The sequence below is a fragment of the Amycolatopsis bartoniae genome, from assembly GCF_014191255.1.
Taxonomy (GTDB): domain Bacteria; phylum Actinomycetota; class Actinomycetes; order Mycobacteriales; family Pseudonocardiaceae; genus Amycolatopsis_E; species Amycolatopsis_E bartoniae.
The window spans coordinates 933,904-946,179 of record NZ_JACHWH010000001.1 but is presented as its reverse complement, the minus strand read 5'-3'; the positions used below and the strand labels follow the sequence as shown (position 1 = coordinate 946,179).

The window sequence follows — 12,276 nt, the reverse complement described above, 5'->3', positions numbered from 1 at the left end:
CGGTGAACGGTTGTGCACTGTTTTCAGGTTGCACGGAAAAAGGGGCGGCATCCGCGATGGATGCCGCCCCTTCCGGTTCGCGTCAGTGGGCGTGCCCGTGACCGTGCCCGGTCGCGGTCTCGTCCTCCTCGGCCGGCTTCTCCACCACGGAGCTCTCGGTGGTCAGCACGAGCCGGGCGATCGACGCGGCGTTGGCCACCGCGGAACGGGTGACCTTGACCGGGTCGACGATGCCCGCCGCGAGCAGGTCGGTGATCTCACCGGTGGCGGCGTTGAGGCCGTGGCCCCAGCCCTGCTCCTGCACCTTGGACACGATGACCGCGCCCTCGAGGCCGGCGTTGCTGGCGATCCAGAACAGCGGAGCGGTGAGCGCGTCGCGCACGATCCGCACCCCGGTCGCCTCGTCGCCGGTCAGGCCGAGGTCGTCCAGCTCCTTGACCGCGTGCACCAGCGCCGAACCACCGCCGGGCACGATGCCCTCCTCGACGGCCGCCTTGGTGGAGGCCACGGCGTCCTCGATGCGGTGCTTGCGCTCGTTCAGCTCGGTCTCGGTGGCCGCGCCGACCTTGATGACGGCGACGCCGCCACCCAGCTTGGCCAGTCGCTCCTGCAGCTTCTCGCGGTCCCAGTCGGAGTCGGTGGTCTCGATCTCCTTGCGGATCTGGGCGATCCGCGCGGTGATGTCGTCCTTGGTGCCGGCACCTTCCACGATCGTCGTGGTGTCCTTGGTGACCTCGATGCGGCGGGCGGAGCCCAGCGCGTCGAGCCCGACCTCGGACAGCTTCATGCCGAGCTCGGCCGAGATGACCTGGGCACCGGTGACGACCCCGAGGTCGTCCAGGAACGCCTTGCGGCGGTCCCCGAAGAACGGCGCCTTCACCGCGACGGCGGTGATGGTCTTGCGCAGCGAGTTCACCACGAGGGTGGACAGCGCCTCGCCGTCGACGTCCTCGGCGATGATCAGCAGCGGCCGCTTGGCCTCGACGACCTTCTCCAGCACCGGGAGCAGGTCCGCGAGCGCGGAGATCTTCTCGCGGTGCAGCAGCACGAGGGCGTTCTCGAGGATCGCCCGCTGCTCCTCGGGGTTGGTCGCGAAGTGGGCCGAGATGAAGCCCTTGTCGAACTGCACGCCCTCGGTGATCTCCAGCGTGGTGGCCAGCGTGGAGGACTCCTCCACGGTGATCACGCCGTCCTCACCGACCTTCTCCACGGCCTCGCCGAGCAGGGCGCCGATGGTGGCGTCCCGCGAGGTGACCGTGCCGACCTGTGCGATGTTGTCGCGGCCCTTGACCGGGGTGGCCTTGCTCTTGAGCACCTCGACGACCTTGTCGGCCGCCATCTCGATGCCGCGCCCCAGCGCCGTCGGGTTGGCACCCGCGGCGACGTTGCGGAGGCCGACCCGCACCAGGGACTGCGCCAGCACGGTGGCCGTGGTGGTGCCGTCACCGGCGACGTCGTTGGTCTTGGTGGCGACGTTCTTCGCGAGCTGGGCGCCCAGGTTCTCGAACGGGTCGTCCAGCTCGATCTCGCGGGCCACGGTCACGCCGTCGAGCGTGATCGTGGGGCCGCCGAACTTCTTGTCGAGCACGACGTGCCGCCCGCGCGGGCCGAGGGTGACCTTGACCGCGTCGGCCAGCTTGTTCACCCCGCGCTCGAGCGCTCGACGAGCGTCCTCGTCGAAGTTGATCTGCTTAGGCATGGAAGTCCTCTCTGGACAGCAGAACGCCCCGGCCCCCGGCTTCGTGCGGGACCCGGGGCGTTCGACGCTAGAGCCGAAGTCAGTTGACGACGGCCAGCACGTCGCGAGCGGACAGGATCAGGTAGTCCTCACCGTTGTACTTGACCTCGGTGCCGCCGTACTTCGAGTAGATGACGACGTCACCGACGTTGACATCCACCGGGATGCGGTTGCCCTTGTCGTCCACGCGGCCCGGGCCCACGGCCAGAACCTTGCCCTCCTGGGGCTTCTCCTTGGCGGTGTCGGGGATGACGAGACCGGAAGCCGTCGTCTCCTCGGCCTCGCTCGTCTGGACAACGATCTTGTCCTCGAGCGGTTTGATGTTCACGCTCACCGGGTTGACCTCCACGGGTCGTCGAAAGCGTTGGCAGGTACTTGTCTGTCTTTGGCGCCTACCACCCCCGCCGTCGCGGGTGCCGGGGCGTGTGCGGTGCCGTGCAATTAGCACTCTAGCCACGCGAGTGCTAGCCGCGCAAGGAGGGTCCGTTCCGCTCTCTGGAGAGGCCGTGAAGTGGGCTTACTCGGACGGGTGAAGATGCTCCGCCGAACACGCCGGTCTCGTCCACGCGCCCCTGCCCCGGGTGCGGGAAACCCTGCTCGGCGCGACCGAAAGCTGTCCCGCAGAGCGGAACTGTTGTGACGTGCCGTCAACGCCCGTCACTCGTTGAGCGGTTCCGGGTCACCCGGACCGCTGCCTACCTTGAGTGGCGGCCCGGGCAGAACCCGAAGGGAAGGTGTTCTCCACATGAGTGGATGCAACTGCTGCAGCTCGTGCTCCGGTTCGTCCTGCGGTTGCTGCGGTAAGTGCTGACCGGCTGAGCGCCTCCGAAGCCCCTGGTCCTTCCGTCGGGACCAGGGGCTTTCTCATGTCCACCACAGTTTCCGTCGAAAGACGCTGCCCAAGCACCGGGACTCTGTGTAGGTTTCTCGCGTCGTCGATGCGAGGAGATTTGATGGACCCCTTAAGCCGTCGCACCGCGCTCAGAGCCGCGGCCGCCGGAACGGCCGGGCTCGCCGCCGCGGCTCCCGGGATCGCCGGGGCGAGCGTCGCCGCCGACCAGGCGCGCCAGCGCGCCTTCGCCGCGGCCGCCGCCGAGTTCGGCGTACCGGAGCAGGTCCTGCTGGGCGTCTCGTACCTCGAGTCCCGCTGGGACCACCACGGCGGCACGCCGAGCACGGGCGCCGGTTTCGGGCCGATGCACCTGACGGACGTGCGGACCGTCGCGGCCGGCGGGAGCCACCACGACAAGGGCACCGAGGACCCGCGCGGCGACCTCGCCCGCGCCGCCCTCCGCCCGGCCGAGCCGCGGGAAGCCGCGCCGGTGCCGGCCCTGCAGACCGTCGACCTCGCCGCACAGCTCACCGGCGAGAGCCCCGAGGCGCTGCGCACGGACGCGACGCAGAACATCCGTGGCGGCGCCGCGGTTCTCGCGCAGTACCAGCGGGAGCTGGGCGTGAAGAGCTCGAACCCGGCGGACTGGTACGGCGCCGTCGCGCGCTACAGCGGCGCCACCGATTCCGACGCCGCAGCGTTCTTCGCCGACGAGGTGTTCGGCACCATCAGCACCGGCACGAGCCGCACGACCGACGACGGCCAGTCGGTGCGCCTCGACGCCACCAGCGTCTCCCCCGCCCGCGGCCAGCTCCGCGCGCTGAACCTGCCCGCGTCGCCGCGCGGGGACGTCGAGGCACCGCCGGGGGTGTCGGCCGAGTGGATTCCCGCGCCGTACCAGCAGACCGGCGACGGCCCCGGCGACTACGGCAACTACGACAAGGCCGAGCGCCCGCAGAGCCAGCGGATCACGCACATCGTCATCCACGACACGGAGTGCACCTACGACACGGCGCTCGGGCTCGTGCAGGACCCGACGTACCTCGGCTGGCACTACACGCTGCGCTCCACCGACGGCCACATCGCCCAGCACATCCTGACCAAGGACGTCGGCTGGCACGCCGGGAACTGGTACGTCAACGCGAAGTCGATCGGCGTCGAGCACGAGGGCTTCGGCGCGCAGGGCACCTGGTACACGGAGGCGATGTACCGGACTTCGGCGAAGCTCGTGCGCTACCTGGCCGACAAGTACGGCATCCCGGTGGACCGGCAGCACATCCTCGGGCACGACAACGTGCCGGGCACGCTGCCGTCGACCGTCGCGGGCATGCACTGGGACCCGGGCCCCTACTGGGACTGGTGCCACTACTTCGACCTGCTCGGCGCACCGCTGCGCAGCTGGGCGCGGCAGAGCACGGGGCTCGTCACGATCCGGCCGGACTTCGCGACCAACAAGCCCGCCTTCACCGGCTGTGACAGCGCGGGAGCCGCGTGCACGCTGCGCGGATCGTCCGAGGTCATCCTGCGGAGTGAACCGCGGGACGACGCTCCGCTGCTGCAGGACCTGGGCCTCCACCCGGACGGGTCACCTTCGACGATGGGGGTGTCCGACGTGGGCAGCCGCGCGTCGACGGGCCAGCAGTACGCGGTCGCCGAGGTCAGCGGCGAGTGGACGGCGATCTGGTATCTCGGCCAGAAGGGCTGGTTCCGCAGCGCGGCGGCAGTGCCCGCGCTGGGCCAGGTGGTGACGCCGAAGCCGGGGCTCGCGAGCGTGCCGGTGTACGGGCGGGCGTATCCGGAGGCCGCCGCGTATCCGGCGAACGTGCCGCCGCAGGCGGTGACGCCACTGCAGTACACCTTCGCGGCCGGGCAGAAGTACGTCGCGGGGCCGGTGCTGCCGTCGGAGTACTACTGGTCGACGACGTTCGACCCGACCACGCACGTGGTGGTGCGCGGGCAGACGAACTACGTGCAGATCCAGTTCGGGCACCGGGTCGCGTACGTGAAGACCGACGACGTGGTGATCGGCCGCCCCTGAGTTGTCCACATACCCCCAGTTGTCCACAGGTGGCCGGATTCGGGCTTCCGTGTCCGGCCGCCGCCGTGTGGACTGGGAGACGTGGAAAAGACAGCTACCGGGTCACACCGAGACGACGTGCACGGGCAGGGCGGGGTTCGCGGAGATGTCCAGAGTGGACTCCCGCACCCCGGCCGCCACGACGTGAGCGCCGAGCGCGGCGATCATCGCACCGTTGTCCGTGCACAGCCGCGGCCGCGGTACGCGCAGCTCGATACCGGCCGCCTCGCAGCGCTCGCGCGCCAGCTCGGACAGGCGGGAGTTGGCCGCGACCCCACCGGAGATCACCAGGGTCCCGATGCCCGACTCCTTCGCGGCGCGCACGGCCTTCGCGGTGAGCACGTCGGCCACGGCCTCCTGGAACGAGGCCGCGACGTCGTTGACGGGAATGTCCTCGCCCCGGCGTTCGGCACCCTCGACCCACCGCGCGACAGCCGTCTTCAGGCCGGAGAACGAGAAGTCGAACTTCGCGTCCCGCGGGCCGGTCATCCCGCGCGGGAACGCGATGGCCCGCGGGTCGCCCTGCTTGGCGGCCTTGTCGATCGGCGGGCCACCCGGGTAGGGCAGGCCGAGCACGCGGGCGACCTTGTCGTACGCCTCACCGGCGGCGTCGTCCACAGTGGACCCGAGTTCGGTGATGGTGGTGGCGATGTCGTCCACGCGCAGCAGCTGGGTGTGCCCGCCGGAGACCAGCAGCGCCAGGCACGGCTTCGGCAGCGGGCCGTGCTGCAGGGTGTCCACGGCGATGTGCCCGGCCAGGTGGTTCACGCCGTAGAGCGGCACGCCGAGCGCGGCGGCGTAGGCCTTGGCCGCGGAGACCCCGACGAGCAGCGCGCCCGCCAGGCCGGGTCCCGCGGTCACCGCGATCGCGTCCACATCGGACAGCTTGAGGTCGGCCTTCTCGAACGCGCGGTTCGCCGTGGGCACCATCGCTTCCAGGTGCGCCCGGCTCGCCACCTCGGGCACCACGCCGCCGAAGCGGGCGTGCTGGTCCACGCTGGAGGCCACCTCGTCAGCCAGCAGGTCGACAGTGCCGTCGTCGTGCAGGCGGACCAGTCCGACGCCGGTCTCGTCGCAGGAACTCTCGATGCCCATGATGATCCGGGACATCAGCCGACCTCCTGTTCGGAGCGGGCGAGGCGCTTCATGGTGTAGGCGTCGGCGCCCGATGGTTGGTAGTAACGCTTGCGCACGCCGATGCGGACGAAGCCGTGCCGGACGTACAGGTCGACAGCGCGGTCGTTGTCGGTGCGGACCTCGAGGAAGACGGGGGCGCGCAGCTCGTCGGCGCGGGCCAGCAGGGCACGCAGGAGCGCGGTGCCGATGCCCTGTCCCTGGTGGGCCTCGTCGACAGCGATGGTGTGCACGCTGGACTCGAAGTCGCCGGGGCGCCCGACGGTGACCAGACCGGCGTAGCCGACCAGCTCGTCGTCGTCGGTGTAGGCGCCGAGGTAGTAGCCGCCGGCGTCGAGCTCGGACTGGAAGGCCCGCGCGCTCCACGGGTCGTCCCCGGCGAACAGCTGCCGCTCGATCTCGACACAGCGGCCGATGTCCTTGCGGCGAAGCGGGGCGAGCTTCATACCGTCACCCGCTTCCGCGCACCCGGCTCGGCGTCACGCCGGCATCGCCCGGCACAACACTCAAAGGAGGCTTCCACCACGACTTCATCACGACAGAATCGGGCCATCCTCATGCCGTCACCCGCTTCCGCGCCCCCGGCTCGGTCGCGTCGGGACGGCGCAGGTACAGCGGCGTGAGCGGCGCGGGCTCGGCGTCGAACGAGGGCCGCGCGGCGGTGACGAGGCCGGCCACCGTCGGATAGCGCGGCTCGATGGTCCGGACGGCGAGCTTGTCGGCGTAGAGCAGGGCGCCGTCACCGGCGGCGACGGGCAGGCCGAGCGGCTCCGGCGCCTGAACGTGCGGACCGTCGGCGCGGTGGCCGTCCGCGTCGTAGGCCGCCCAGTACACCTCGCGGCGGCGGGCGTCGGTCACGGCGAGGAACGGCTCACCGGCCTGCGCGGTGGCCGCGATCGCGTCGAGGCTGCATACCGGATAGGCGTCGATCCCGAGGCCGTGGGCGAGCGCGGCGGCGGTGGCCATGCCGGCCCGCAGGCCGGTGAACGGGCCCGGGCCCACACCGCAAACGATTGCGTCCACCTCGCGCAGCGTGACGCCGGCTTCCCGGGCGGCGTCGAGCACGTGCGGGGTGATCAGTTCCCCGTGGGCACGGGGGTTGATCGTGACGCGCTCGGCGAGCACGGAGACGTCGGCGCCCGCCAGCGTCGCCAGCCCGGCGGTGACGGCAGGCGTCGAGGTGTCGATGGCGAGTACCAGCACGGTGTACCAGGGTATGCCCTGCGTGCTTGACAGCAGCGGCTGGGCAGCCGCAGAGTGGTCGGAAAGTGGCTCAGCCACTTTGCCAATTTCGTGAGGAGGCCCCGAAGGTGGTCGAACGGATTTTCCCGGCGCTGGTGACGCCGCCGGAGAAGGAAGCGCTGCGCTTCGGCGAGGTCTCCCTCGACTACGCGCAGCTGTCGCGGGTGGCCGGAGCGCTGGCGCGGGAGTTGCGCGAGGCGGCGCCGGGCCGGGTCGCGGTGTGGGCGACGCCGACGATCCACACCAGCGTCGCCGTCGTGGCTGCCCTGCTGGCCGGCGCGCCCGCGGTACCGGTGAACCCGAAGATCGGCGAGCGGGAGCTGGGGCACATCGTGTCCGACAGCACGCCGTCCCTGGTGCTCGCCGAATCGGGAGTCGCGCTGCCACCGGACCTGGAGGCGTTGCCGCGGAAGGACGTTCCGCTCACGGGCCAGCAGGGTGAGCTGCCCCCGGAGCTGGATCCCGAGGCACCGGCGCTGATCGTCTACACGTCCGGCACCACGGGCCCGCCGAAGGGTGTCGTGCTGCCGCGGCGGGCGATCACCTCCACGCTCGACGCCCTTGAGGACGCGTGGCAGTGGACCGCTGACGACGTGCTCGTGCACGGGCTTCCGTTGTTCCACGTGCACGGCCTGATCCTCGGCATCCTCGGCCCGCTGCGCCGCGGCGGCAGCGTGCGGCACCTGGGCCGGTTCTCGGTCGAGGGCGCGGCCAAGGAGCTGACCTCGGGCGCCACGATGATGTTCGGCGTGCCCACGATGTACCACCGGATCGCGGGCGAGGTCACCGAGAACCCGCAGCTGGCCAAGGCCTTCGGGCAGGCACGGCTGCTCGTGTCGGGCTCGGCGGCACTGCCGGTGCACGACCACCAGCGCATCACGGCCGCGACGGGCCAGCAGGTCGTCGAGCGGTACGGGATGAGCGAGACGCTGATGAACACCAGCGTCCGGGCCGACGGCGAACGCAAGCCGGGCACGGTCGGCGTGCCGCTGGGTGGGGTCGAGGTGCGGCTCGTCGACGAGTCCGGCGCGGTCATCGAGGTCTCCGACGGAGAGACGGTCGGCGAGATCCAGGTGCGCGGGCCGAACCTGTTCACCGAGTACCTGAACCGGCCGGACGCGACGGCCGAGGTGTTCGTCAGTGAGGGCGTAGCCGGCGGGGGAGACTGGTTCCGCACTGGCGACATGGCGACCCGCGACGGCGACGGGTACCTGCGGATCGTCGGCCGCAAGGCCACCGACCTGATCAAGAGCGGGGGCTACAAGATCGGCGCCGGGGAGATCGAGAACGCGTTGCTGGAGCACCCGGGCGTCGCGGAAGCGGCGGTCACCGGTGAGCCGGATCCCGACCTCGGCGAGCGGATCGTGGCGTGGATCGTGCCGTCCGGGGCGCCGCCCGCCGAGCAGGAGCTGGTCGACCACGTCGCACGGCTGCTGTCCCCGCACAAGCGGCCGCGGGTGGTGCGGTTCCTGGACGCGCTGCCGCGCAACGAGATGGGCAAGGTGATGAAACGGGCGCTGGATGCGTGAGCTGATCGAGTCCGTCTGCTCCGGGTTCACGGAGTTCGACCCGCCTCCGGACGAGTCCGTTGTGGACGGTCCGATCGGCTGGCCGGGGTACGACGCGGCCCGGCGGCGGGCGCGGGAACGGACCGGTGAGCGGGAGTCGGTGATCTGCGGTTCCGGCAAGATCGGCGACGTCGAGGCGACGCTGATCGTGTTCGAGTTCGGGTTTCTCGGCGGCTCGGTGGGACGGCGGACCGGAGACCGGATCGAGGCGGCCTTCACGCGGGCGCGGGAGCTGCGCACGCCAGTGGTCTCGCTGATCGCGACCGGTGGTAGTCGAATGCAGGAGGGCATGGCGGCGCTGTCGCAGCTGCAGCGCATCGCACGCCAGGTGGCGCTCACCCGGGCGGCGGGTATCCCGCAGATCTCGGTCCTCCGCGACCCGACGACGGGCGGGGGCTGGGCGACGCTCGGTGCGGGTGCGGATGTCGTGCTCGCGCTGCCCGGAGCACAGGTGGGGTTCGCCGGTTCGCGGGTACGGCCGCCGGGCAACGAGCAGGCCTACACGGCCGAATCGCAGCTGGCGTCCGGACACGTGGACCAGATCGTGAACGATCTGCCTGTTGCACTGGCGCGATGGTTGACGCTGCTCACGCAAGGTACTGGCGGGGCGCCGGAACCACCCACATCCTTGCGGCAGACGGAGTTGCCGCAGACGGGCTGGGACGCGGTGCTGGCGGCGCGGGCTCCGGAACGTCCAAGGGCCGACGCCTATCTCGACGCGTACTTCGACTGGCGAGAGAACGTCAGCGGCGACCGGTGCGGCGGAGTGGATGCAGGTGTCCACTGTGGATTCGGTTCTCGCAACGGCATGACGATCGCCTACGCGGCACAGTGCGGCACGGCGACGCTTCCTTCGGGCTTCCGCACGGCGGCCCGGCTGATCCGGCTCGCCGACCGGCTGGGCATCCCAGTGCTGACGCTCGTCGACACCCCCGGCGCGGCGAACGACGGTGCAGCCGAGCGAGCGGGCGCGGGCGCGGGGATCGCGGAGGTCTTCGGCGCGATCGCGGCGGCGTCGGTCCCGGTGACCACACTGGTCATCGGCGAGGGCGGTTCGGGCGGCGCACTCGCGTTCGCCGCACCCGGCCGAACGTGGGTGACGCCCGACAGCTACTTCTCGGTGACGTCACCGGAAGCGGCCGCCGCCATCCTCAAGCGCCCACCGGAGGAGATCCCCGCGACGGCCGAGCAACTCCGCCTCCGTCCCCAGGACCTCGTGGAACTGGGGGTGGTACAGGGAATCGTCTGACCAGGCAGCGTCCACGGGCGTAGCACCCCTCTCCCGACAACTTCCACCTGCGCCCCCAGGACCTCGCCGAACTGGAGGTGGCACAGGAAACCTGACCGCGGCAGCCCCCACGGGCGCAGCACCCCTCTCCCGACGGCTTCCACCTGCACCCCCAAGACGCCAGCAGCCACTACCGACGCCACACCGCCCCTCCCAACGAGAGTCGACAACCCGACTCCCACCTGCGCCCAGGACCTCGCCTGACCGCGGCAGCCGCTACGGATGCAGCAGCACCTTCCCGCCGAGGGTGGACAACGCGGCTTCCGCCTGTTCGAGGGGGAACTCGTGCGTGATGAGGGGCGCCGGGTCGAGGATCCCCGCCGCGAAGGCGCGGACGGCGTGGCTCCAGGCGGCTGAGGACGCGCCGAAGACGGTGTGCACCGTGACCGCCGACGCGACGAGCTCCGCCGGGGCGATGGGTTCCGTCTCGGTGCCGGCCAGGCCCGTGAGGACGGTCCGGCCACCGCGTCGGGTCAGGCGCACCGCCAGTGCGCCGGTGCCGGGTGCTCCGGCGGCCTCGACGACCGCGTCGAACGGGGTCAGCTCCTCATCCGGCGATGCGAACGCCGCGCCGGAGCGCCCGGCCAGCTCGGCACGGTCCGTACGCGGGTCGACGACCACCAGTTCCGCCGGGCCGCTCGCGGCGAGCAGTTGCACGGCGAGCATCCCTAGTGTCCCGCCCCCGACGACCGCCACGCGCTCGCCCGGCACGACGTTCGCCTTGAGGCAGGCCGCCGCCATGCAGGCCGCGGGTTCCAGCAACGCGGCCGCGCGGAGGTCGGCGTCGGCGGGCAGCTCGTGGAGGAGCCGGGCGGGCAGGCGCAGCTCGTCGGCCCACGCGCCGGGCTGCGTGAAGCCCGTCTCGTCGTAGGCAGCCTCGCAGAGGTTCGTGTCGCCCCGACGGCAGGAGGCGCACCGCCCGCAGTTGCGGAACCCCTCGCCCACCACCTGTTTGCCCAGCAGGGACTGATCGGTCCCCGGCCCCAGCTCGACGACCGTCCCCGACCACTCGTGCCCAGGGGTCACCGGATAGCGGACGTACCCTTCGGCGCGCGTGCCGGCGAACACCTCGCGGTCGGACCCGCAGATCCCCGACCAGGCCACCCGCACGACCGCCTCGCCATGCCCGGGCAGCTGCGGCTCGCTGCGCACAACCCGCACCTCACCCGGCCGCTCGACCACCACCGCACGACTCATACCCCCACCTTCCCACGATCACCCCATCCCCCGGCACGGCAGGGAGATCGCTTCACCCCCACAGGCTCCGGCTCAGCGCAGCCAGCCCGCCATCACCGTGTCGCCCAGCCGCACGACTCAGTGCACGCAGGTCGCTCTCACGGCGCCGCTGAGCGCATCCAGCGCGCGGCCCGCCCCATCCCCACACGGTTCAGCGCACCCACGCCGCCCCGGCTCAGCGCGCCCTCACCACGCCAACCTAGCAGCCAGTCGAGACGGGCTACACCCGCTCCTTCCAACCCCCGTGCGGTTCGAGTGTGGCGATCCGGACGTCGTCGTCACGGCGTTGCAGGCGTACCACGAGGTAGTCCTCCGACAGGCGCTCCGCGGACCCCTCGCCCCACTCGACGACGACCGCCGAGGCTTCCAGGTCGGTGTCGAGGTCCAGATCGTCCAGCTGCGCGAGGTCTCCGCCCAGCCGGTAAGCGTCCACGTGCACCAGGGGCACGCCGCGCTCCCCCGCGGGATGCACCCGAGCCAGCACGAAGGTCGGCGAACTGACCCGGCCGGAAACGCCGAGCCCCTTCGCTATACCCCTCGTCAGCACGGTCTTCCCGGCACCGAGCGGGCCCGCGAGCAACACGAGGTCACCCGCCCGCAGCTTGCGGCCCAGCTCCTCGCCGTAGGCCACCGTGTCCTGTTCCGCCGGCAGCTCCACCGCCTGCTCGACCACGCCGCCACCTCCGCTCCGCCGGAATTCCGACCGCTCACTCACGCCGAGACCTCCGTTCCACCGGCAGCTCGATCATCCATCCATCACGCGCCCACCGCTTCACCGGCATGACGCCGTGACCCCTGCCCGGCCACAATGCCATCCCGCCCCCAGCACCAGCTCGACCACCGCTCGTTTCGCCGGAGCTCGATGATTCCGTCACCCCACCCGCGCCGCGACCCCACTCCGAGGATCGCTCGCCCACCCGCGCCACCACAACCCGGCCCGCCCAAGCCACGGCCCACCCGCAGGCTCGCTCCCGCGGACAGCTCGCCCGCCCACGCCACCACAACCCGGCCCGCCCGCGCCAGGGCCCACCCGCAGGCTCGCTCGGGGCAGCTTGCCCGCCCGCGCCACGGCCCACCCGCAGGCTCGCTCCCGCGGACAGCTCGCCCGCCCGCGCAACCCGCGCCGCGACCCCGCTCCGGGGGCCGCCCGTGCGGCCGCAC

At 71.6% G+C, this 12,276-nt stretch carries 10 protein-coding genes; 3 read left to right on the top strand and 7 right to left on the bottom strand.

Annotated elements, in window-relative coordinates; all coding sequences use genetic code 11:
* Positions 1 to 82: 82 nt before the first annotated feature.
* Both groL and groES read right to left on the bottom strand, forming a co-directional pair.
* Entirely contained in the window at positions 83 to 1,699 is a 1,617-nt protein-coding gene (gene groL, locus FHX82_RS04690) for a chaperonin GroEL (protein WP_145937953.1), read from the bottom strand.
* A gap of 79 nt (positions 1,700 to 1,778) precedes the next feature.
* Positions 1,779 to 2,072, bottom strand: coding sequence for a co-chaperone GroES (groES, locus tag FHX82_RS04685; protein ID WP_026153773.1), 294 nt, complete (start codon positions 2,070 to 2,072; stop codon positions 1,779 to 1,781).
* A 619-nt stretch (positions 2,073 to 2,691) separates the two neighbouring features.
* Between groES and FHX82_RS04680 the strand changes: the two genes are divergently transcribed.
* Positions 2,692 to 4,608 carry an N-acetylmuramoyl-L-alanine amidase gene (locus FHX82_RS04680; RefSeq protein WP_145937952.1) on the top strand — a complete coding sequence of 639 codons (1,917 nt, stop codon included), beginning with the start codon at positions 2,692 to 2,694 and terminating at the stop codon, positions 4,606 to 4,608.
* 102 nt (positions 4,609 to 4,710) lie between these two features.
* On the opposite strand, the gene tsaD is transcribed toward FHX82_RS04680, so the two are convergent.
* The 3 genes from tsaD to tsaB form a co-directional block, all read right to left on the bottom strand.
* Positions 4,711 to 5,757, bottom strand: a complete 1,047-nt coding sequence (gene tsaD / locus FHX82_RS04675) for a tRNA (adenosine(37)-N6)-threonylcarbamoyltransferase complex transferase subunit TsaD (RefSeq protein ID WP_145937951.1) — start codon at positions 5,755 to 5,757, stop codon at positions 4,711 to 4,713.
* Positions 5,757 to 6,227 (bottom strand): ribosomal protein S18-alanine N-acetyltransferase, encoded by a 471-nt coding sequence (gene rimI / locus FHX82_RS04670; protein WP_145937950.1) that lies wholly within the window; start codon positions 6,225 to 6,227, stop codon positions 5,757 to 5,759. The genes tsaD and rimI overlap by 1 nt, the downstream gene beginning before the upstream one ends.
* 109 nt (positions 6,228 to 6,336) lie before the next feature.
* Positions 6,337 to 6,984 carry a tRNA (adenosine(37)-N6)-threonylcarbamoyltransferase complex dimerization subunit type 1 TsaB gene (gene tsaB / locus FHX82_RS04665; protein WP_145937949.1) on the bottom strand — a complete coding sequence of 216 codons (648 nt, stop codon included), beginning with the start codon at positions 6,982 to 6,984 and terminating at the stop codon, positions 6,337 to 6,339.
* A 107-nt stretch (positions 6,985 to 7,091) separates the two neighbouring features.
* Here tsaB and FHX82_RS04660 point away from each other — a divergent pair, with 107 nt between their 5' ends.
* Entirely contained in the window at positions 7,092 to 8,552 is a 1,461-nt protein-coding gene (locus FHX82_RS04660; RefSeq protein ID WP_145937948.1) for an acyl-CoA synthetase, read from the top strand.
* On the top strand, positions 8,545 to 9,840 hold the full coding sequence (locus FHX82_RS04655) for a carboxyl transferase domain-containing protein (protein WP_145937947.1): 1,296 nt from the start codon (positions 8,545 to 8,547) through the stop codon (positions 9,838 to 9,840). Before FHX82_RS04660 ends, FHX82_RS04655 begins: the two co-directional genes overlap by 8 nt.
* Positions 9,841 to 10,095: 255 nt before the next feature.
* On the opposite strand, the gene FHX82_RS04650 is transcribed toward FHX82_RS04655, so the two are convergent.
* Together FHX82_RS04650 and tsaE are read right to left on the bottom strand one after the other, a co-directional pair.
* Positions 10,096 to 11,076, bottom strand: coding sequence for a zinc-dependent alcohol dehydrogenase (locus FHX82_RS04650; protein ID WP_145937946.1), 981 nt, complete (start codon positions 11,074 to 11,076; stop codon positions 10,096 to 10,098).
* Between the two features lie 259 nt (positions 11,077 to 11,335).
* A complete protein-coding gene (gene tsaE, locus FHX82_RS04645) occupies positions 11,336 to 11,788 on the bottom strand; it encodes a tRNA (adenosine(37)-N6)-threonylcarbamoyltransferase complex ATPase subunit type 1 TsaE (RefSeq protein WP_145937975.1) in 453 nt (150 codons plus the stop codon).
* Positions 11,789 to 12,276: the final 488 nt, after the last annotated feature.

Bases quoted from the DNA above. Each gene is read 5' to 3' on its own strand.
- tsaD (WP_145937951.1), bottom strand. From the start codon at position 5,757: ATGTCCCGGATCATCATGGGCATCGAGAGTTCCTGCGACGAGACCGGC.
- FHX82_RS04655 (WP_145937947.1), top strand. From the start codon at position 8,545: ATGCGTGAGCTGATCGAGTCCGTCTGCTCCGGGTTCACGGAGTTCGAC.
- rimI (WP_145937950.1), bottom strand. From the start codon at position 6,227: ATGAAGCTCGCCCCGCTTCGCCGCAAGGACATCGGCCGCTGTGTCGAG.
- FHX82_RS04650 (WP_145937946.1), bottom strand. From the start codon at position 11,076: ATGAGTCGTGCGGTGGTGGTCGAGCGGCCGGGTGAGGTGCGGGTTGTG.
- groL (WP_145937953.1), bottom strand. From the start codon at position 1,699: ATGCCTAAGCAGATCAACTTCGACGAGGACGCTCGTCGAGCGCTCGAG.
- FHX82_RS04680 (WP_145937952.1), top strand. From the start codon at position 2,692: ATGGACCCCTTAAGCCGTCGCACCGCGCTCAGAGCCGCGGCCGCCGGA.